Annotated in this window: 20 protein-coding genes and 1 tRNA gene; 19 read left to right on the top strand and 2 right to left on the bottom strand. The window is 39.4% G+C overall.

Annotated elements, in window-relative coordinates:
- Nucleotides 1–45: 45 nt before the first annotated feature.
- The 5 genes from ACNART_RS16290 to ACNART_RS16270 all read left to right on the top strand — a co-directional run bounded on the left by ACNART_RS16290 (nucleotide 46) and on the right by ACNART_RS16270 (nucleotide 4,114).
- A tRNA-Asp gene (locus ACNART_RS16290) sits at nucleotides 46–122 on the top strand.
- Between the two features lie 217 nt (nucleotides 123–339).
- Complete coding sequence (locus ACNART_RS16285; RefSeq protein WP_416303641.1) at nucleotides 340–1,125, top strand: endonuclease/exonuclease/phosphatase family protein; 786 nt, start codon at nucleotides 340–342, stop codon at nucleotides 1,123–1,125.
- Nucleotides 1,126–1,309: 184 nt separating this feature from the next.
- Nucleotides 1,310–2,503: an NAD(P)/FAD-dependent oxidoreductase gene (locus ACNART_RS16280; RefSeq protein ID WP_109371461.1), complete on the top strand. Its 1,194-nt coding sequence runs from the start codon at nucleotides 1,310–1,312 to the stop codon at nucleotides 2,501–2,503.
- A gap of 11 nt (nucleotides 2,504–2,514) precedes the next feature.
- A complete protein-coding gene (locus tag ACNART_RS16275) occupies nucleotides 2,515–2,913 on the top strand; it encodes a hypothetical protein (RefSeq protein WP_109395436.1) in 399 nt (132 codons plus the stop codon).
- A gap of 19 nt (nucleotides 2,914–2,932) precedes the next feature.
- Nucleotides 2,933–4,114 carry a methionine gamma-lyase gene (locus ACNART_RS16270; RefSeq protein WP_416303640.1) on the top strand — a complete coding sequence of 394 codons (1,182 nt, stop codon included), beginning with the start codon at nucleotides 2,933–2,935 and terminating at the stop codon, nucleotides 4,112–4,114.
- 94 nt (nucleotides 4,115–4,208) lie between these two features.
- Here ACNART_RS16270 and ACNART_RS16265 read toward each other — a convergent pair whose 3' ends face one another.
- Complete coding sequence (locus tag ACNART_RS16265; protein ID WP_151435954.1) at nucleotides 4,209–5,576, bottom strand: amino acid permease; 1,368 nt, start codon at nucleotides 5,574–5,576, stop codon at nucleotides 4,209–4,211.
- 166 nt (nucleotides 5,577–5,742) lie between these two features.
- On the opposite strand from ACNART_RS16265, the gene queE reads away from it, so the two are divergent.
- Nucleotides 5,743–6,414, top strand: coding sequence for a 7-carboxy-7-deazaguanine synthase QueE (queE, locus tag ACNART_RS16260; RefSeq protein ID WP_368927861.1), 672 nt, complete (start codon nucleotides 5,743–5,745; stop codon nucleotides 6,412–6,414).
- Between the two features lie 80 nt (nucleotides 6,415–6,494).
- On the opposite strand, the gene queD is transcribed toward queE, so the two are convergent.
- A complete protein-coding gene (queD, locus tag ACNART_RS16255; protein ID WP_160230638.1) occupies nucleotides 6,495–6,860 on the bottom strand; it encodes a 6-carboxytetrahydropterin synthase QueD in 366 nt (121 codons plus the stop codon).
- Nucleotides 6,861–7,158: 298 nt separating this feature from the next.
- Between queD and cysJ the strand changes: the two genes are divergently transcribed.
- From cysJ to ACNART_RS16190, 13 genes are all read left to right on the top strand, one after another.
- A complete protein-coding gene (gene cysJ / locus ACNART_RS16250) occupies nucleotides 7,159–8,970 on the top strand; it encodes an NADPH-dependent assimilatory sulfite reductase flavoprotein subunit (protein WP_368927860.1) in 1,812 nt (603 codons plus the stop codon).
- On the top strand, nucleotides 8,971–10,701 hold the full coding sequence (cysI, locus tag ACNART_RS16245; RefSeq protein ID WP_368927859.1) for an assimilatory sulfite reductase (NADPH) hemoprotein subunit: 1,731 nt from the start codon (nucleotides 8,971–8,973) through the stop codon (nucleotides 10,699–10,701).
- On the top strand, nucleotides 10,698–11,429 hold the full coding sequence (locus ACNART_RS16240) for a phosphoadenylyl-sulfate reductase (RefSeq protein ID WP_198620880.1): 732 nt from the start codon (nucleotides 10,698–10,700) through the stop codon (nucleotides 11,427–11,429). Before cysI ends, ACNART_RS16240 begins: the two co-directional genes overlap by 4 nt.
- A 205-nt stretch (nucleotides 11,430–11,634) precedes the next feature.
- Complete coding sequence (gene cysG / locus ACNART_RS16235; protein ID WP_198620879.1) at nucleotides 11,635–13,056, top strand: siroheme synthase CysG; 1,422 nt, start codon at nucleotides 11,635–11,637, stop codon at nucleotides 13,054–13,056.
- A gap of 12 nt (nucleotides 13,057–13,068) precedes the next feature.
- Nucleotides 13,069–13,977 carry a sulfate adenylyltransferase subunit CysD gene (gene cysD, locus ACNART_RS16230; RefSeq protein WP_198630477.1) on the top strand — a complete coding sequence of 303 codons (909 nt, stop codon included), beginning with the start codon at nucleotides 13,069–13,071 and terminating at the stop codon, nucleotides 13,975–13,977.
- Nucleotides 13,978–13,988: 11 nt separating this feature from the next.
- Entirely contained in the window at nucleotides 13,989–15,440 is a 1,452-nt protein-coding gene (gene cysN / locus ACNART_RS16225; RefSeq protein ID WP_349443380.1) for a sulfate adenylyltransferase subunit CysN, read from the top strand.
- Nucleotides 15,440–16,060, top strand: a complete 621-nt coding sequence (gene cysC / locus ACNART_RS16220; RefSeq protein ID WP_198620876.1) for an adenylyl-sulfate kinase — start codon at nucleotides 15,440–15,442, stop codon at nucleotides 16,058–16,060. Before cysN ends, cysC begins: the two co-directional genes overlap by 1 nt.
- A 282-nt stretch (nucleotides 16,061–16,342) precedes the next feature.
- Nucleotides 16,343–16,633 (top strand): cell division protein FtsB, encoded by a 291-nt coding sequence (gene ftsB, locus ACNART_RS16215; RefSeq protein ID WP_196533953.1) that lies wholly within the window; start codon nucleotides 16,343–16,345, stop codon nucleotides 16,631–16,633.
- Nucleotides 16,634–16,672: 39 nt separating this feature from the next.
- The gene (gene ispD, locus ACNART_RS16210; RefSeq protein ID WP_416303639.1) at nucleotides 16,673–17,419 is read left to right on the top strand and encodes a 2-C-methyl-D-erythritol 4-phosphate cytidylyltransferase; all 747 of its coding nucleotides are present in this window, start codon (nucleotides 16,673–16,675) and stop codon (nucleotides 17,417–17,419) included.
- Between the two features lie 4 nt (nucleotides 17,420–17,423).
- Nucleotides 17,424–17,909, top strand: coding sequence for a 2-C-methyl-D-erythritol 2,4-cyclodiphosphate synthase (gene ispF / locus ACNART_RS16205; protein WP_023582677.1), 486 nt, complete (start codon nucleotides 17,424–17,426; stop codon nucleotides 17,907–17,909).
- On the top strand, nucleotides 17,906–18,958 hold the full coding sequence (truD, locus tag ACNART_RS16200; protein ID WP_198620875.1) for a tRNA pseudouridine(13) synthase TruD: 1,053 nt from the start codon (nucleotides 17,906–17,908) through the stop codon (nucleotides 18,956–18,958). Before ispF ends, truD begins: the two co-directional genes overlap by 4 nt.
- Complete coding sequence (surE, locus tag ACNART_RS16195; protein ID WP_416303638.1) at nucleotides 18,936–19,700, top strand: 5'/3'-nucleotidase SurE; 765 nt, start codon at nucleotides 18,936–18,938, stop codon at nucleotides 19,698–19,700. The genes truD and surE overlap by 23 nt, the downstream gene beginning before the upstream one ends.
- A complete protein-coding gene (locus ACNART_RS16190; RefSeq protein WP_075673789.1) occupies nucleotides 19,694–20,320 on the top strand; it encodes a protein-L-isoaspartate(D-aspartate) O-methyltransferase in 627 nt (208 codons plus the stop codon). Before surE ends, ACNART_RS16190 begins: the two co-directional genes overlap by 7 nt.
- Nucleotides 20,321–20,347 lie beyond the last annotated feature (27 nt).

The following is a 20,347-nucleotide window of genomic DNA, read 5'->3' as shown; positions in this document are numbered from 1 at the left end:
TTAAAGCGTTAGTGTTAAATAACATTAATCGCGCAAAGAATACGCGGAGCGGTAGTTCAGTTGGTTAGAATACCTGCCTGTCACGCAGGGGGTCGCGGGTTCGAGTCCCGTCCGTTCCGCCAACATTAAGAAGCCTAAGTCTAACGACTTAGGTTTTTTTTTGCTTAAAATTTAGAATTGAGCATAAATTAATCGGATAATTTTAGGTAAACATAACTATTATGTACAAAAATAATTACTTTTGTTGATAATGGTGTCCTTTTAAAGGGTGAGAGCGAAGCTTGGCTTTGGTATACTTTAGTTATAGCAAGATATCTTGCTGTTTATCTGAGGTTGCTAATGGCGAAAAAACCGAATTATTCAGTGCGTTTTGTGGCAGGTCAACCTGTAGAGAGGATTGAGCCTAGCCCGCCTTTAAGTGAAAGAAAGGATACTCTACCTATTGGAATGCCCCTTTACACAGAAGGCACTCTAAAAATTGCGGTTTGGAATATCTATAAACAGCAACGACTCAATTGGCGTAATATGTTGGAAACGCTCTCAACAGATACGCATTTGCTTTTGTTACAAGAAGCGCAAACTACACCAGAGCTTGTGCGTTTTGCTGGAACTCATCATTTAATTGCAGACCAAGTCCCCGCCTTGGCTTTTCAACAACACCCAGCAGGCGTGATGACATTATCAAGTTCCCATCCTATCTATTGCTGTCCTCTCAGAGAGAAAGAGCCTTTTTTACGGCTACCCAAATCAGCATTAATCACGGTATATCCATTAATTACGGGTGATCATTTAATGGTCATTAATGTACATGCGATTAATTTTAGTTTTGGTGTTGATGTTTATCAGCGTCAGTTGAGCAATTTATCTGTTCACATCATGAATCATAAAGGACCTGTGATTTTAGCGGGTGATTTTAATGCGTGGAGTCGCCCAAGAGTCAATGTATTAAAACGTTTTGCAAGAACGTTAAGACTCAAAGAGGTTATTTTTGATAATGATTGGCGTACAAAAGCCTTTGGTAAACCTTTGGATTATATTTTTTATCGTGGGTTATCGTTGAATAAAGCCGAAGTCTTAATTACAGATGCATCCGACCATCATCCTTTAATTGCGACATTTTATTAGCAAGTAATTATAACACAAGTTAATATTTAATTTTTTATATTCAAATTAAATATGATTATATCATCTATCAATTAGAAATATTATTTTGTAGGTAATTTATCTATCTATTTAATCTATTTGTTATATTAACGCCTTTTACTATACTTTTTTTGTCTATCTAATATCACTAGATATAGGAAATAAAATGCCAACAAAAAATATAGTTATTATTGGTGGTGGTACCGGCGGAACTATTCTTGCTAATATCCTAGCTAAAAAATTAAATGACGAAATCTTTTCAAATAAAATTAAAATCACGCTTATTTCAGATAATCCTAATCATTATTATAAACCTGCATTTATGTATATTGCATTTAATCTTTTTTTAAAAGAAGAGCTAATGCGATCAGAAAGAAGTTTATTAAGACCTGAAATTGAATTTGTTATCGATAAAGCAGAACGTTTTGACTTTAATAATAAAGTGATTTATTGCGAGTCAAATAAAAAATATAACTATGATTTTTTAGTATTAGCAACAGGTTGCGTTCCTAGCCCTCATAGAATTGAAGGCTTAAAAGAAGCGGGAAATCATTTTTACCAATATGAAGCTGCCAGAACTCTTGCTGATAAATTAGCCAAAATTGAAAAAGGTCGTGTATTTATTACGGTTAGCTTCCCTGAAACACCTAATGTACCTCATCAATGTGGTATTGCTCCTATGGAGACAACATTGATGCTGGATGAACTTCTTCGCCAGCGTCGGGTAAGAAATAATATAGAAATTGTTTATACCTATCCTACGGTTGCCCAACTTCTAAGAAACTGTCTGTTTATGCAACAAGAGGTTTGTGAAGTGCTTCCAGCAGTATTCTCTGAGCGAGATATTAAAGCTAAGCGAGGCTTTACGTTGAGCCATGTTGATCCTGATAAGAAAATAGCTTACTCAAAAGAGGGCGAGGAAGAGCCATTCGATATCCTGATGAGTACACCGCCGATTACTGCCGTTGAGGCAATACGTAATACTGGTTTGAGTGAACATAATAATGGTGAAGGCTGGTTACCGACTGATCCTGAAACATTGCAAGTCTATGGATTAAATCAAGTGTATGTTCTTGGTGATACGGTTGATTTACCGATTAGTAAAGCTGGCGGTAGTTGCCATAACCAAGCTGGCGTAATTGCAAATAACATCTGTGGTGAACTTCGCTACGGTTATCCTGCTGCGATTTATGATGGTCGTGTGCAAGCGGTCGCACAAATGGGATTATCAGCAGGTATGCCATTACAGTATGACTATAAACATGACGTAATTCCTACACCACCAACAAAGCTAGGTGGATTACTGCGTAATAGTTATAACCGAGGTTTATATTGGGCAACCGTTAGAGGATTATTATAGGGGATACAATAATGAGTGAAAATAACTTAAGCCCAGCAGATATTCAACTATTATCTGATGAAGATAAATTACATCTTCAACATTTATTAGAAAAAGCAAGACCATTATTAGCATTAAAACGCTTTGATAATATTGTCGATTTATTATCTTTAATTTCTGACTCAATAGATATTATGGATAATGCAACGGTTGAAAAACTTTCTGTTGCGTTTGAAGAAACATTAATTCCAGTATGGGAGTTAAGTGCTGCTTATAATATGGCAAAGAAAGAATCTATTTATCAAGATAAAAAATATACATTAGGTTCAACTTTTGCGTTATTAAGAAATCCTGATACGCTTAAAGGGATTTCAATTATTCTAAGAACAGTTCAAATTATCGGGGAAAATAACCAAAGAATAGAAAATTAATTAATAATTAGGAGATATAATGACGCAAAGTAATAAACATTTTAATACTCAAGCAATACATTATGGTTATTCTCCGTTAGATTTTCAGGGGGCGTTAGTGCCTCCTGTTTTTCAAACATCCACTTTTGTTTTTCCAACGGCACAATATGGTGCTGATTGCTTTGCAGGAAAACAAAAAGGGCATTTTTATTCTCGGATCTCAAACCCTACTTTAGAATTGTTAGAAAGGCGCTTAGCACAATTAGAACATGGTGAAGGTGCCGTTGTTTTTTCTTCAGGAATAGGGGCAATTACGTCTAGTTGCTGGTCGTTACTTCAGCCCGGTGATGAACTTATTGCTGATATGACGCTTTATGGCTGTACTTTTACGTTTTTCAATCATGGACTTGCTAAATTTGGTGTTAAAATAAAACATGTTGATTTAACTAACCTTGAAAAACTAAAAGAAGCAATCACAGAGAAAACAAAATTAATTTTTTTTGAAACTCCGGCTAATCCTAATATGCGAGTGAGTGATATTGCAAAAATATCAGAAATTGCGCATCAACATCATATTTTAGTGATGGTCGATAGTACTTATTGCTCGCCTTATTTACAGCAACCTTTAAAACTTGGTGCTGATATTGTTGTGCATTCTATGACCAAATATTTATCAGGTCATGGGGATGTCACTGCGGGAGCAATTATTACCACGCACGCCTTAGCGGATAAAATACGTGTTGAAGGTTTAAAGGATATGACGGGGGCTTGTTTATCTCCCCATGATGCCTCGTTAATATTACGAGGAATAAAAACACTGAGCATAAGGATGGAGCAGATCTGCCAAAATGCACAGCGTATCGCACAATATCTTGAAGATAATCCCAAAGTCGAAACTATCCATTATCCTGGGCTAGTTTCTTTTCCTCAATATGAACTCGCCAAACGCCAGATGCGCTTACCCGGTGGCATGATAGCTATTGAACTAAAAGGAGGCATAAAAGCCGGTAGAGAATTTCTCAATCGTTTAGATCTTTTTAGTAGAGCCGTGAGTTTAGGAGACTGCGAATCTTTAGCACAACATCCTGCCACAATGACCCATGCCACTTATAGTGCAGAAGAACGACAAAGACATGGAATTAGTGATGGTTTAATTCGACTATCAATTGGTCTTGAAGATGTGGAAGATTTAATTGCGGATTTAAAACAAGCTTTGGCTTAATGAAAATCGCATAATTTATAATAAAGAAAAAGGCTGTGAATTAATCCACAGCCTTTATTGTTTAGCTAGAAATTGTCTAATTCAGAAATGTGATTTATTTCTGAGTCATTCTTGGCTTGATACCCACATAATAGCCAACTGTTAAAATAGCTACCCATACCATACCGACAACCAATGCCATTCTGGTTGATTCAAAATAGCCTAAGATTGCGATAACAAACGCCATAAAGACGATAGTCAATGCTGGTGCAACAGGCCATAGTGGTACTGGAAATTTAAGCGTTTTCACTTCATCTGCGCTCATCTTACGGCGCATAGCAACTTGAGAAAGTAAAATCATTAACCATACCCAAACTGTTGCAAATGTCGCAATAGAAGCGATTAAAACAAAGATTTGCTCTGGAATAAGGTAGTTAAGTACTACGCCTAGTAACAATACGACAGACATCACAAGCACCGTCATCCAAGGCACACCATTACGGGTGAGTTTCATAAAGGATTTTGGTGCTTGTCCTTCTTGAGCCATACCGTACATCATACGACCGGCACCGAAGATATCACTGTTTATCGCAGAAATTGCGGCTGTGATAACCACAAGGTTTAAGATATTTGCTGCTGAATTGATCCCTAGATTTGAGAAAATCTGTACAAATGGGCTACCGTTATGACCAATTTGTTGCCAAGGGAAAATGCACATTAGAATGAAAATTGTCAGTACATAGAATAATAAGATACGAAACGGTACGGCATTGATAGCTTTAGGGATGGTTTTTTCAGGATCTTTAGCTTCACTGGCAGTAATACCAATGACTTCAATCCCACCAAACGCAAACATCACAATGGCAAGTGAGGCTATTACGCCTTCTATGCCATTTGGCATAAAGCCGCCGAACTCCCATAAGTTAGAGATCCCAATAGGGTGTTCAGTTTGTTGACCAAAACCATACATCATAATGACAACACCACCAATGATCATGGCGATAATGGCGGTCACTTTAACAATAGAAAGCCAAAATTCCATTTCACCAAATATTTTCACATGGCAAAGGTTTAAGGCACCAATAAAGCAAACTATTCCTAAAACCCATATCCACTGATCAACATCTGGGAACCAGAGTTTCATATAAAAGCCAAATGCCGTGACGTCTGCAAGACATACAATCAGCATTTCAAAAACGTAGTTCCAGCCAGTTAAGAAGCCAGCTAAAGGCCCCATATAATGGCTTGCATATTGTGAAAAAGAGCCTGCAACAGGATGATGAACTGCCATTTCACCTAATGCACGCATAACCATAAATACTGCTGCACCACCAATAAGGTAAGCAAGCAATACAGCTGGACCCGCTTTCTCAATGGCAGCCGCAGAGCCATAAAATAAACCTGTACCGATTGCAGAGCCAAGCGCCATGAAACGAATGTGCCGCCCTGATAATCCTCGTGAAAGTTGATTCTCTTTTTGCATCTAAAGTATTCCCATCTCTGTCCAACGGAGGAATGCTATCCTCTTTTTCAGTGTCTTCTCGCACGTTAGCTATTCAAAACAAACCATGTACCTTATCATAAAGCCTCTTACGGTGAGATAGTTATCTGTAATAATCATCAGCATTCATTGGATATCAGAGTTTCTTATGCAATACCCCATTAATGAAGTGTTTCAAACCTTACAGGGTGAAGGTGTTTTTACTGGCGTTCCTGCACTTTTTGTTCGATTACAGGGTTGTCCTGTAGGTTGTAGTTGGTGTGATACCAAACATACTTGGGAAAAAGAAGAGGAAAAAAAAGTTCCTCTTGGCGATATTCCTATTAAAACGCAAGAAAGCGATACTTGGGGAGAAGCCAGTGTTGCTCAGATTTTATCACTTTTCCAACAACAAGGTTATAGTGCAAAACACGTGGTTATCACAGGAGGCGAGCCTTGCTTATATGATTTACGTCCTTTAACAGAAAGGCTAGAGCAAGCAGGTTTTGCCTGTCAGATAGAAACCAGTGGTACTCACGATATTTTATGTAGTGAGAAAACATGGGTGACACTTTCCCCAAAAGTAGGCATGAAAGGGGGATTGACGGTATTACCCAGCGCAATTAATAGAGCTAATGAGATAAAACATCCCGTTGGGCGTGAAAAAGATATTGAAGCGTTAGATGCCTTACTGATATTACGCACAGAACACCCTGCGCCTGTTGTTGCCTTACAGCCCATTAGTTGTAAAGAGAGTGCAACAGCATTATGTATTAAAACCTGTATTGAACGTAATTGGCGTTTCTCTATGCAAACGCATAAGTATTTAAATATTGCGTGATCGCGTTTTTAATATAAAAAAATCAGCCAATAAAAGGCTGATTTTCTTTTAAGTGATAATGGGTTAATGTAAAACCCGATTTATTCACCGCGATAAATACATCCTGCTGTACACGTCTCTTTTACCATCACCGCAGATAATAATGGCAATGACGGTTTTACTTGTTGCCAAATCCATTTTGCCAGCACTTCGCTGGTTGGATTTTCTAGGCCTTCAATTTCATTGAGATAGTAGTGATCTAGACGCTCAAGAGTAGGTTTAAATGCGGCTTTCACATCAGCAAAATCAATAAGCCAACCTGAATGTTCATCAACTTCACCTGTTAGTTCTAATCTAACAAGAAAAGAGTGTCCATGAAGACGCCCACATTTGTGGCCTTCAGGAACATGTGGCAAATGGTGGGCTGCTTCAAACTGAAAATCTTTAAAGATGGTGGTTGTCATCAAAACTCTCTTGACTTAATTAGTAAAAAAAAGACACAAATAGAACGAAGTCTACCAGTGTAGCTGATTTAGCGTATCACGCCTAATCTCCCTTAATCTTAATGGCTTATTATGTTCCTTTTTGCTTATTCATTATATTGATAAAGGAAACCAATAAATAAATTTAGCATTTAAGGTTATTAGATAGAGCCAACAGGTCTTTAATTCGCCTTCTAGTCGTGAGATACCCTCTCAATATTAGAAATATTATCAAAGAACAATAAAGCACAGATAAGTGCTTCGCTTTTTTAAGGCAGGATAAATGAGCAATCAACCTCCATTATTATCAATGCTTCCATTAACCTCGGAGCAATTGAGTAAATTAAAGGACGCAACAAAAGATCTCTCAACAGCGCAAATTGCGTGGTTATCTGGCTATTTGTGGGGGCAGCTTAATCCTTCTGTTGTATCCGCATCGACAGCGGTTACTTCAGTACACGTACCAGAGCAGGAAACCATTACATTGATCTCTGCTTCTCAAACGGGTAATGCGCGTCACCTTGCAGAACAGTTACGAGATAATCTGGTTGCTCACAAATTGAATGTAGAGCTATATTCCGCAGGTGAATATAAGTTTAAGCAGATCCATAAAACAACAACCTTGATCATCATTGCATCGACGCAAGGTGAAGGTGATCCTCCTGAAGAAGCGATAGCTTTTTATAAATATCTGAACTCTAAAAAAGCCGCTGAAATGAAAGAAACGGCTTATGCAGTATTGAGCTTAGGTGATACCTCGTATGAGCATTTCTGTAAGGCAGGAAAAGACTTTGATGAGCGAATAGCACAACTGGGCGCAACTCGTTTATTACCAAGAGTTGATGCCGATGTTGAATATCAATCTGTTGCGGATGAATGGATAAAACAGCTTACAGAACTCTTAAAAGCAAGAGTACCAGAACAAAGTACGCAAATCCTGCAACAAACACAATCAGGTACGACGGATACAATTGAGTCATCTATTTATCATCGAGATGCGCCTTTTACTGCTACATTACTGACTAATAAAAAAATCACAGGCAGAAATTCAGATAGAGATATTCGCCATATTGAAATCAGCCTTGAAGGTTCTGATTTACAATATCAACCGGGCGATGCGCTAGGCGTTTGGTTTAATAACTCACCTGAAAAAGTTGATGAACTTATTGCCTTGTTGTGGCTAAAAGGTGATGAACCTGTCACGTTAAAATCTCAAACATTCACCTTAAAAGAAGCGTTGCTGCATCATTGTGAACTAACTCAAAATAGCGCACCTATCGTAAAAGCCTATGCCCAATTGACGCGCCATGAAGATCTATTGTCATTGGTAGCTGATAAAACTAAGCTTCAGCAATATGCAGACAAACATCCTATTAATGAGATGGTGCGTCAATATTGTGCTCAACCCACGGCACAAGATTTTGTTGATATTTTACGTCCACTAACTCCTCGCCTTTACTCTATTGCATCGTCACAACAAGAAGTAGAAGACGAAGTACACCTTACTTTAGGGGTTGTACGTTACGACGTTAACTCGCGTACTTATACTGGTGGAGCCTCTGGTTTTTTAGCCGATAGCTTAAAAGAAGGTGATAGCGTCAATGTTTTTATCGAAAAAAATGCACATTTTCGCCTCCCTGAAGATAACACCGCACCTATCATTATGATTGGTCCAGGTACTGGAATTGCACCTTTTAGAAGTTTTATGCAGCAGCGCGAAAATGACGCTGCAACAGGTAAAAACTGGTTATTTTTTGGTAATCCTCATTTTGTAGAAGATTTTCTCTATCAAGTGGAATGGCAACGTTATGTCAAAAGCGGTCTGTTAACTCATATCGATTTAGCATGGTCACGAGATCAAGCACATAAAATTTATGTACAAGATAAATTACGCGAACGTGGTAGTGAGATTTGGCAATGGTTACAGCAAGGTGCTTATCTTTATGTTTGTGGTGATGCATCTCGGATGGCAAAAGATGTTGAACAGGCGTTGTTAGATATTGTGATGGAGTATGGCAATAAAAATATTGAAGAAGCAGATGAATACTTAAGTGAGCTACGCCTAGAACGGCGTTATCAGAGGGATGTCTATTAAATGAAATCACACACTCAAGCGCCCTTAGTGGTTGAAGGGAAACTGGCTGATAGTGAACGCATGAAAAAAGAGAGTCACTTTTTACGCGGCACTATTACAGAAGACTTACAAAATGGTTTAACTGGTGGCTTTGAAGGCGATAACTTTTTGTTAATTCGCTTTCATGGCATGTATCAGCAAGATGACAGAGATATTCGTGCTGAACGTGCGGAGCAAATGCTAGAACCTCGCCATGCCATGATGCTACGTTGCCGTTTACCTGGCGGCATTATTTCGCCTAAACAGTGGCTTAGTATTGATAAGTTTGCGACTGAAAATACACTTTATGGCAGTATTCGTATTACTAATCGTCAAACATTTCAATTTCATGGTATTTTAAAAGGTAATGTAAAACCCGCACATCAGATGCTTGCAGCAACAGGGTTGGATTCTCTAGCTACTGCGAATGATGTTAACCGTAATGTCTTATGTACTTCAAACCCAGTGCAATCTTCGTTACACCAAGAAGCGTATGAGTGGGCGAAAAAAATATCAGAACACTTATTACCTCGCACTCATGCTTATGCGGAAATTTGGTTAGATAAAGAGAAAGTTGCAACCACAGACGAAGAGCCTATTTTGGGGGAAACCTACTTACCACGGAAATTTAAAACGTCAGTGGTGATCCCTCCTCATAATGATGTTGATCTTCATGCGAATGACATGAATTTTATTGCGATTGCTGAAAATGGGCATTTAGTCGGTTTTAATGTACTTGTGGGGGGCGGTTTAGCTATGACACATGGCGATAAGAAGACCTTTCCTCGCTTAGCCAGTGAGTTTGGTTATATCCCTATTGAGAATACATTGGCAATTGCAGAAGCGATTGTGACAACTCAGCGTGACTGGGGAAATCGAACTGAACGCAAAAATGCAAAAACAAAATACACATTAGAGCGTGTTGGCGTAGAAACGTTTAAACAAGAAGTTGAACGCCGTTCGGGGGTGACTTTTGAGGCTATTCGACCTTATGAATTTACCCATCGAGGCGATCAAATTGGTTGGTTAAAAGGTGTTGATGATAAATGGCACCTGACTTTATTTATTGAAAGTGGACGGCTGATTGATACGCCTGATGCTCTATTAAAAACGGGAGTGGCGGAAATTGCCAAAATCCATCAGGGTGATTTCCGACTGACTGCCAATCAAAATTTGATTGTGGCAGGTGTACCAGAAAGTGAAAAAGCCAATATTGAAGCGATTGCTCGTCGATACGGTTTGATTAACGATAACGTCACACCTCTGCGTGAACATGCAATGGCGTGTGTTTCTTTCCCAACTTGCCCATTGGCAATGGCAGAGGCAGAACGCTTTTTACCGGCATTTACTGATACACTTGATAGCTTAATGGCTAAACATGGTGTGAGTGAAGAGCATATTGTTGTGCGCGTAACGGGATGCCCAAATGGCTGTGGTCGAGCAATGCTTGCAGAAGTTGGGCTGGTGGGGAAAGCACCTGATCGCTATAACTTACATTTAGGCGGTAATCGCATCGGGACACGTATTCCGAGAATGTATCGCGAAAATATTACCTCACAAGAAATCATCTCAATACTTGATTCACTGATTGGTGAATGGGCAGTTTCTCGTCATAACAATGAAGGTTTTGGTGATTTTCTTATTCGCACTGACGTTGTTAAACCCGTACTTAATTCTGCGATTGATTTTTATGAAGTGCAGGAGGCGGTATGAGTCTATTTCAGCTTGCTTCGCTAAAACAGTTACCTGTTGAAGAGCAGACACATGCTTTGAGCCAGATTAATCAACGGTTAGAGCAATTAAGCGCCATTGAACGGGTTACTTGGGCTTTAGATAATTTACCTAAAGCCTTTGTATTAAGCTCCAGTTTTGGCATTCAAGCCGCGGTTTGTTTGCATTTAATGACAAGACAATACCCTGATATCCCCGTGATTTTGACTGATACAGGTTACTTATTTCCTGAAACCTACCAGTTTATTGATAGTCTAACGCAGCAGTTACAACTTAACTTGAAGGTCTATCGAGCTGAAATATCTTCATCTTGGCAAGAAGCGCGTTACGGCAAACTTTGGTTAGAAGGCATTGACGGTATTGAGCGTTATAACCAGATAAATAAAGTAGAGCCAATGGAAAGAGCTTTACGTGAATTACAGGCTCAAACGTGGTTTGCAGGCCTTCGTCGTCAGCAATCTAAAAGTCGTGAACATTTGCCAGTGCTTTCAATCGCAAAAGGGATCTTTAAGTTTTTACCCATCGTAGATTGGGATAATAAGAAAGTTTATCAATATCTTAAAGAAAACGACTTACCTTACCATCCTTTATGGGAGCAGGGTTATCTCTCAGTGGGAGATATTCATACAACTCGAAAATGGGAAGAGGGTATGAGTGAAGAAGAAACACGATTTTTTGGCTTAAAACGCGAGTGTGGATTACACGAATAACGTCATTATCTGCCAATAAATAGTTGGGTAATAGAGCTTATCTATTGCCCTTTTTGTCATTTTTAAAAATCATAACTATTTGAAAATATTTTATTTTTCCTTATTCCTTTCTGTTCCATTACATATCTTTTTGTCATTTCATAACCCTTAAAGCACCTTTTATAGTCGTTAGTTATAAAGTGAACAACGAAGGTGAAATGCGCGTATGGATTACCTACCCTTATTTGTGGAATTAAAAGAACGCCCAGTGTTATTGGTTGGTGGTGGTCATGTTGCTGCGCGTAAAGCTTTGCTGTTATTAAGAGCAGGCGCTCGCTTAAGAGTGATTGCACCTCAGTTGTGTGATGAATTACATCTTGCTTATCAGCAAGAAAAAATTGAATGGGTATCAGCCAAATATCAATCTGAATATCTATTAGGAATGATGCTTGTGATTGTGGCAACTGATGACAGTGTGCTTAATCAGCAAGTTTATCTTGATGCACAAGCACGGCATATTTTTGTCAATGTTGTGGATTCACAACCTCAATGCTCATTTATCTTTCCCGCCATTATCGATAGAAATCCCATTTTGATTGCGATTTCATCGGCAGGAAAAGCCCCTGTTTTAGTGCGAATGATACGTGAAAAATTAGAAGCTTTATTACCAAACTCATTAGGCACAATGGCAACAATTGCTGGAAAATGGCGCAATAAAGTGAAACAGCAATTAGGCTCGTTTCAAGCGCGTTGCCGTTTTTGGGAGCAAGCGTTTAGTGGCAAATTTGCCGCTTTAGTGGCAAGTGATCAACTGGCACAAGCAGAAGCCTTGCTTGCACAACAATTGAAACAAAAAGAGATCCAACAAGGTGAACTAGCATTAGTTGGGGCAGGGCCCGGTGACGCAGGATTATTAACACTGCGCGGCTTACAGGTTATTCAACAAGCCGAAGTTGTGCTCTATGACAGTTTAGTGAGTCCAGAGGTTTTAGAGCTTGTTCGTCGTGACGCTGACACTATTTGTGTAGGTAAAAGAGCGGGGCACCATAGTGTTTCTCAAGAAGAAACCAATGCGCTGATCGTGAAACATGCGCAACTTGGTAAACGTGTTGTCCGATTAAAAGGGGGCGATCCCTTTATTTTTGGACGAGGTGGCGAAGAACTAGAGGTTGCAGTACAACATGGCATTTCATTCCAAGTTATTCCTGGGGTTACTGCGGCAAGTGGCGCAAGTGCATACGCTGGTATTCCATTAACGCATCGTCAATACGCACAAACTGTCACCTTTATGACAGGACATTGTAAACCCGACGGAATAGAGCCTGATTGGGCTTCATTAGCGCAGGCGAACCATACGCTAGCAATTTATATGGGAACAACAAAAGCCGAGCTTATTAGCCAGCGTTTAATTAAACTCGGGCGTTCTCCATTAACACCTATTGCGGTGATTAGTTGTGGTACACGTCGTGATCAGCAAGTTTTCACGGGAAATCTAACACAATTAGCGCAGTTAGCCGAAAACGCGCCAATGCCCGCTTTATTAATTGTAGGGGAAGTCGCGGCACTACATCACCAACTTGCGTGGTTTGGCGATAGACAATCCCAATCAACATCATCAATCCATTCACCTTTGGTTCATTTTGCCTAAAACGAGGTTGTTATGAATGAAACACAATTAACACATCTTCAGCAATTAGAAGCAGAAAGTATTTATATTCTGCGCGAAGTTGTCGCTGAATTTGAAAATCCCGTCATGCTTTATTCAATAGGCAAAGATTCCTCGGTGATGTTGCATTTAGCTCGCAAGGCGTTTTATCCCGCAAAATTACCTTTTCCTTTATTGCATGTTGATACTGGTTGGAAATTTCGAGAAATGTATGAATTTCGAGATAAAACGGCTAAAGAATATGGCTTTGAGCTTAACGTTTATCGAAATCCGCAAGGTGCAGAACTTGGGATCAATCCATTTATTCATGGTAGTGCAAAACACACGGATATCATGAAAACAGAAGGACTAAAGCAAGCCTTAGACAAATATGGTTTTGATGCGGCATTTGGTGGTGCGCGCCGTGATGAAGAAAAATCACGCGCCAAAGAGCGTATTTATTCATTTAGAGATAGAAAGCATCGCTGGGATCCGAAAAACCAACGACCTGAATTATGGAAAAACTATAACGGACAGATTAATAAAGGTGAAAGTATTCGTGTATTTCCACTCTCCAACTGGACAGAACTCGATATTTGGCAATATATCTATTTAGAGAATATCGATATTGTTCCTCTCTATTTTGCCAAAAATAGACCCGTTATTGAACGTGATGGCACCTTAATTATGGTAGATGACGACAGAATTGATCTAAAACCGGGTGAAGTGATCACACAGCAACAAGTGAGATTTAGAACGCTGGGATGCTGGCCATTAACGGGTGCTATTCCTTCACAAGCAGAAACGTTACCCGCCATTATTGAAGAAATGCTGATTTCCACCAGCAGCGAACGACAAGGGCGTTTAATTGACAGTGATCAGTCGGCCTCAATGGAACTGAAAAAGCGCCAAGGTTATTTTTAATCGGAGGAAATATGGGACTTTTAGCCATAAAAACGAATCAACTTGTCGCGGGTGAAATCGCACAACAAGGCGGTGTAGATCGCTATCTTAAGGCTCAACAGAATAAAGGATTACTGCGATTTCTAACCTGTGGAAATGTCGATGATGGAAAAAGTACATTAATAGGACGTTTACTTCATGACACAAGGCAGATCTACGAAGATCAGCTTTCTACATTACAAAATGAAAGTAAAAAGATCGGTACTCAAGGTGAAAAGCTCGATCTTGCTTTGCTGGTGGATGGATTAGCCGCAGAAAGAGAGCAGGGGATCACGATTGATGTTGCTTACCGCTATTTTTCAACGTCAAAACGTAAGTTTATTATTGCTGATACGCCTGGGCATGCTCAATATACTCGCAATATGGCGACAGGAGCATCAACAAGTTCACTTTCTATTCTGTTGATCGATGCTCGAAAAGGCGTACAAGAACAAACACGGCGACACAGTTTTATCAGCACACTCCTTGGGATCCGTCATTTAATCGTAGCGATCAATAAAATGGATCTGGTGGATTATCAGCAAGCGACCTTTGATTCGATCCTGCAAGATTATCTTAAATTTGCCGATCAACTCCCAACAGATCTTACTATTGAATTTGTCCCTATTTCCGCCCTTGATGGTGACAATGTGGTTTCTCCCTCATTGAATATGCTTTGGTATCAAGGAAAAACGCTACTTTCATTATTAGAGGATGCACCGGTTAAATTGGGTTCAGATCCGCAAGCATTGCGTTTTCCTGTGCAATATGTGAATCGTCCAGATTTAGATTTTAGAGGATACAGCGGTACAGTGTCTTCAGGTGTGCTTTATCAAGGGCAAAAAATCAAAGTATTACCTTCAGAAAAACATACAACGATTACACGTATTGTCACTTTTGATGGTGATTTAACGCAAGCTAAAGCAGGGCAAGCAATCACATTGGTTCTGGCAGATGAAATTGATATTAGTCGAGGGGATATTATCGTTGATGATAACGATACAACCGCCAATATTAGCACTCATGCGTTAATTGACGTGGTGTGGATGTCAGAGCAGCCTTTAGTGCAAGGTCATACTCTGGATATCAAAATTGCAGGTAAAAAAAGCCGCGCCAAAATAGAAAATATTCATTATCAAGTGGATGTAAATAAACTCACCCAACAAGTCACAGATAACTTAAGTTTAAATGCGATTGGTAGTGTTGAAGTCTCATTTGAAGAGCCTCTGGTGCTGGATAACTATCAAGTTAATGCTGATACTGGAGGATTAATACTGATTGATCGACTAAGCAATGTCACCGTAGGCGCTGGACTTATTCGAGAAACGAGAGATAACGCGATACAAACTATGACGCAATATGATGCTTTTGAAGTCGAGTTAAATCAGCTTATCCGTCGCCACTTTCCCCATTGGGGCGCAAGAGATCTTCTTGGAGGAAAATAGTGGTGATAAGCAACGATATTGTTTGGCATCCTCATAAAATTGGATTAAATGAACGCGAATCACAACAAGCACACAAAGGATGTGTGCTTTGGTTTACAGGGTTATCTGGTTCAGGTAAATCCACACTTGCCGATGCGTTAGAGCAAGCACTTTATCAATATTCACAAAAGCATTCGCCTATTCATAGCTATTTATTAGATGGGGATAACTTACGCCATGGTTTATGTTGTGATCTTGGGTTTAGTGCCGAAGATAGGCATGAGAATATTCGCCGTGTGGGGGAAGTGGCTAAATTGATGGTCGATGCGGGACTGATTGTCTTAACCGCTTTTATTTCTCCTTACCAAAAAGACAGACAACAAGTTAGAGATCGCTTTGAGCAAGGAAGATTTATTGAGATCTTTGTTGATACACCTCTTTCTATTTGTGAAGCCCGTGATCCGAAAGGGCTTTATCAAAAAGCAAGACGTGGAGAGATAAAACAATTTTCAGGTATAGATTCGCCTTATGAACAGCCCATTGATCCTGAATTACATTTAGACGGCACACTTTCTATAAGTGAACTAATCCAACAAATCCTCGCTTACCTACAGCAAAATCAAATCTATCGTGAGTTTTAGGACGACATTACATTATCTCTACACAAACACCCTATAAAAGGAGGGGATGTGTAGAGATATTATGGCTATTTAAGATTTTCAACCACGCATACATTTACTGATGAATTCAGTGTATAGATCCTTATCTTAATAAGAAAAAATCACACCTTAGTCTGAATTTTATAGAAGTTACCCACGTTTATAGTGAGGAAAATAGGAATAATAATGTAATATATTCCAGCACTTTTGTGGCGTCTGTTGTTGAGTTGTGGGATGATTAGCCCATTAATCTTGGGGGTGGTAATGGGGAAATTAACAGTCTTACTTCTGATTTTACTTGGTTGGCTACAATATTCATTGTGGTTAGGTAAAAATGGTATCCATGATTACAACAAAGTAAGTCAAGAAGTTGAATCTGCATTGGCGCAAAATACGCAGTTAAAAGAGCGTAATGATCGTCTATTTGCAGAGATTGATGACCTCAATGGCGGGCAAGAAGCGTTAGAAGAACGTGCTCGTAGTGAATTAGGAATGATAAAGCCTAATGAGACATTTTTCCGTATTGTGAGCGATAAATCTCAACCACGTCGTTAATTTATTGAATTAATAGTGTGCCCTGATACAAATATCATAATGAATATAACAAACTCAACTCTTCCTATTGTTGCCGTTATTCCAGCGGCTGGTATTGGAAGTCGAATGCAATCAGTCTGCCCAAAACAATATTTGAAAATTGGCGGATTGACTATTCTTGAACATACCATTAATGCTTTATTAAAACATCCACGTATAACGCAAATTATCGTGGCGATCAGCCCTAATGACAGCTATTTTCACACTTTACTTTTAGCGCAAGATGAAAGAATAATTACGGTTAATGGTGGTGGTGAACGCGCTGACTCTGTATTGTCAGGTTTAGAGTATGTCACTCAACATTTTTCTGAAAATACATGGGCGTTAGTTCATGATGCAGCAAGACCTTGCCTGCATTTTGGCGATCTTGACCATCTTATTAAACTCATTGATGAAAACGTTATGGATCCACAATTTTGTGGTGGCATTCTTGCGACACCTGTTCGCGATACAATGAAACGTAGTCATCAACAAGATAACCATATTGAACAAACAGTAGAAAGAACAACCCTATGGCATGCTTTAACGCCACAATTCTTTCCTGCATTGTTATTAAAACAAAATATAGAAAATGCACTCTCACAAAAAGCAACGATCACTGATGAAGCCTCAGCGATGGAGTTTGCTGGATATGAACCTTTATTAGTTAAAGGTCGTGCAGATAATATTAAAGTTACTCAGCCAGAAGATTTAGCGCTTGCAGAGTTTTTCCTCTCACGCCAAATCACCAGTATAAGGAACACATAATAAAATGAGAATTGGACACGGTTACGACGTACATAAATTTGGCGGTGAAGGCCCTATTATTATTGGCGGTGTCAGAGTTCCTTATGAACAAGGGCTGTTAGCTCACTCTGATGGCGATGTCGTATTACATGCAGTGACAGATGCTATTTTAGGTGCAGTGGCAATGGGTGACATTGGCACATTGTTTCCTGATACCGACCCTGCATACAAAGGTGCAGATAGCCGTGTACTCCTTCGTGAAGCCTTCTCACGCGTAAGAGCAAAAGGTTACCGAATTGGTAATTTAGATGTCACGATCATTGCTCAGGCTCCAAAAATGCTACCTCATACACCACAAATGCGCGTCAATATCGCAGAAGATCTTCATTGCCATGTTGATGATATCAATGTGAAAGCGACCACAACAGAAAAGCTTGGATTTGTTGGTAGAAAAGAAGGCATTGCCTGTGAAGCCGTTGTTTTACTAATGAAAGAGTCATTACCTGAATGAGTGATTTACCCGAACTCCATTGGTTACATGGAAAACCACAAGCAACAGGTTTATTAAAGTCAATCCCTGAAGATTTTATTGTCTGTGAAGATCTTGGCTTCACCCTTGATGGGGAAGGCGAGCATGTCATGGTGAAAATCAGAAAAACAGGTTGTAATACGGCTTTTGTTGCTGAAAAATTAGCAAAATTTGTTGGTATCCATCCTCGTGATGCCAGTTACGCTGGTCTAAAAGATAGAAATGCAGTGACTGAACAATGGTTTTGTCTGCGAATGCCGGGTAAAGAGATGCCCGATTTTAGTCAGCTTGTTTTAGAAGGTTGTGAAATTCTAGAAACGACTCGCCAACAACGTAAATTACGTATAGGAACGCTAAAAGGTAATCACTTTACATTGGTGTTACGAGAAATTTCTGATCGCGATTTTGTTGATACTCGATTAGTGCAAATAAAAGCAAAAGGTATTCCTAACTACTTTGGTGCTCAACGATTCGGTCGTAATGGTGATAATTTACGACAAGCCATGCGTTGGGCAACGGACGAAATCCGCGTAAAAGAACGAGGAAAACGTAGCTTTTATCTCTCAGCAGCTCGTAGTGCGATGTTTAATCATATTGTCAGCACAAGATTGGAATATGATTTATATTCAAAAGTGATACTCGGTGATGCAATGCAGCTTCATGGAAGAGGTAGCTGGTTTGTTGTTGATGAAGCAGAATTGGCTCAAACACAAACTCGTTATGAAGAGCATGATGTTCATATTACGGCACCTTTGCCGGGTAAAGGTGATTTAGGTACACAATCACAAGCATTGGATTTTGAAACTGAAAATCTGGCAGAATATGAAGCCTTCTGGTCACTAGCTCGACAAGAACGTGTTGATAATACAAGACGTGCTATCAATGTATTACCAGAAAATATGTCATGGAATTGGGTAGACGACACCACTGTTTCTCTGTCATTTTTTTTACCCGCAGGAAGCTTTGCAACTAGCGTTGTACGTGAATTAATTTTATTAGGGAATGATGATGCTGAAAATATTGGTGAGTAATGACGATGGTGTGATGGCGAAGGGGATACAGACTCTCGCTAAAGCATTGCGCCAGCGTTATGATGTACAAATTGTTGCACCTGATCGTAATCGTAGTGCTGCATCTAATTCTTTAACAATTGACAGACCTCTACGTAAGCAAGAGCTTGAGAATGGGGATATTGCGATTGTTGAGGGAACACCGACAGATTGCGTTTATCTTGGTGTAAACCATTTAGTACGTCCTCGTCCTGATATTGTGGTTTCTGGTATTAATCATGGTCCTAATTTGGGTGATGATGTTATTTATTCAGGTACTGCTGCAGCGGCAACAGAAGGGCGTTTTTTAGGTTTACCTGCCATTGCTGTTTCACTTGATGGTGAAACGCACTTTGAGACCGCCGCTCAAGTGACTTGTGAAGTTTTGGCAATGTTACAACAAGTACCGTTAAGAGCGGGAAATATTCTCAATATTAACGTACCTGATATTCCTCTTGATGAAGTAAAAGGTTTTCGTATTACACGTTGTGGTAGTCGTCATGCTTCACAACATGTTTATACACATACTGATCCTCGAGGAAATAGTCTTTATTGGATTGGGCCTCCAGGTGAAAAAAATGATGTAGGCCCTGATACAGATTTTGCTGCTGTTGACGAAGGTTATGTATCGATAACCCCATTACATGTCGATTTAACAGCCTATAAAGCACTTGATTTACTACAAAATTGGTTAAATAAAGCAGAGGTCAAAAAAACATGTTAAGTCGGTCAATGAAAGACTTACTGACAATGTTAAAACAGCATGGCATCAAGGATGAGAGCCTGTTGGAAGCAATGAGTAAAGTACCAAGAGAGCTTTTTATTGATGAAGCGCTTTCTCATAAGGCTTATGAAAATACGGCTTTGCCTATTGGCAATGGGCAAACTATTTCACAGCCTTATATTGTTGCCAAAATGACAACGCTACTGGAATTACAAAGTACCGATTCTGTATTAGAAATTGGTACAGGTTCGGGATATCAAACTGCAGTATTAGCAAATTTAGTTCATCATGTTAGTTCCGTTGAGCGTATAAAGATATTGCAATGGCAAGCTAAACGGCGCTTTAAACATCTTGATTTACATAATATCTCGACACGTCATGGTGATGGATGGGAAGGTTGGTCATCAAAAGCTCCTTTTAATGCCATAATAGTGACAGCGTGTGCAACAGAAGTACCACAACAGTTATTGATGCAGTTAGCCGATGGTGGCAGGATGATCATACCTGTTGGTGAACAACAACAAATACTGAAGTTTATCCGACGTTTAGGTAATGATTTTCACTATCAATCTATAGAAACTGTTAGATTTGTTCCTTTAATCGCAGGTGAGTTAGCATAACTTCCAGATAAATCTGACCGTTTTTTA

Source organism: Proteus sp. LHD240705, from assembly GCF_047921555.1.
In the GTDB taxonomy this organism is placed as follows: Bacteria; Pseudomonadota; Gammaproteobacteria; order Enterobacterales; family Enterobacteriaceae; genus Proteus.
This window is presented reverse-complemented; position numbering and strand designations above follow the sequence as displayed.

Coding starts and splice junctions, on each gene's coding strand:
- ACNART_RS16285 (WP_416303641.1), top strand. CDS start 340: ATGGCGAAAAAACCGAATTATTCAGTGCGTTTTGTGGCAGGTCAACCT.
- ACNART_RS16280 (WP_109371461.1), top strand. CDS start 1,310: ATGCCAACAAAAAATATAGTTATTATTGGTGGTGGTACCGGCGGAACT.
- ACNART_RS16275 (WP_109395436.1), top strand. CDS start 2,515: ATGAGTGAAAATAACTTAAGCCCAGCAGATATTCAACTATTATCTGAT.
- ACNART_RS16270 (WP_416303640.1), top strand. CDS start 2,933: ATGACGCAAAGTAATAAACATTTTAATACTCAAGCAATACATTATGGT.
- ACNART_RS16265 (WP_151435954.1), bottom strand. CDS start 5,576: ATGCAAAAAGAGAATCAACTTTCACGAGGATTATCAGGGCGGCACATT.
- queE (WP_368927861.1), top strand. CDS start 5,743: ATGCAATACCCCATTAATGAAGTGTTTCAAACCTTACAGGGTGAAGGT.
- cysJ (WP_368927860.1), top strand. CDS start 7,159: ATGAGCAATCAACCTCCATTATTATCAATGCTTCCATTAACCTCGGAG.
- cysI (WP_368927859.1), top strand. CDS start 8,971: ATGAAATCACACACTCAAGCGCCCTTAGTGGTTGAAGGGAAACTGGCT.
- ACNART_RS16240 (WP_198620880.1), top strand. CDS start 10,698: ATGAGTCTATTTCAGCTTGCTTCGCTAAAACAGTTACCTGTTGAAGAG.
- cysG (WP_198620879.1), top strand. CDS start 11,635: ATGGATTACCTACCCTTATTTGTGGAATTAAAAGAACGCCCAGTGTTA.
- cysD (WP_198630477.1), top strand. CDS start 13,069: ATGAATGAAACACAATTAACACATCTTCAGCAATTAGAAGCAGAAAGT.
- cysN (WP_349443380.1), top strand. CDS start 13,989: ATGGGACTTTTAGCCATAAAAACGAATCAACTTGTCGCGGGTGAAATC.
- ftsB (WP_196533953.1), top strand. CDS start 16,343: ATGGGGAAATTAACAGTCTTACTTCTGATTTTACTTGGTTGGCTACAA.
- ispD (WP_416303639.1), top strand. CDS start 16,673: ATGAATATAACAAACTCAACTCTTCCTATTGTTGCCGTTATTCCAGCG.
- ispF (WP_023582677.1), top strand. CDS start 17,424: ATGAGAATTGGACACGGTTACGACGTACATAAATTTGGCGGTGAAGGC.
- truD (WP_198620875.1), top strand. CDS start 17,906: ATGAGTGATTTACCCGAACTCCATTGGTTACATGGAAAACCACAAGCA.
- surE (WP_416303638.1), top strand. CDS start 18,936: ATGCTGAAAATATTGGTGAGTAATGACGATGGTGTGATGGCGAAGGGG.
- ACNART_RS16190 (WP_075673789.1), top strand. CDS start 19,694: ATGTTAAGTCGGTCAATGAAAGACTTACTGACAATGTTAAAACAGCAT.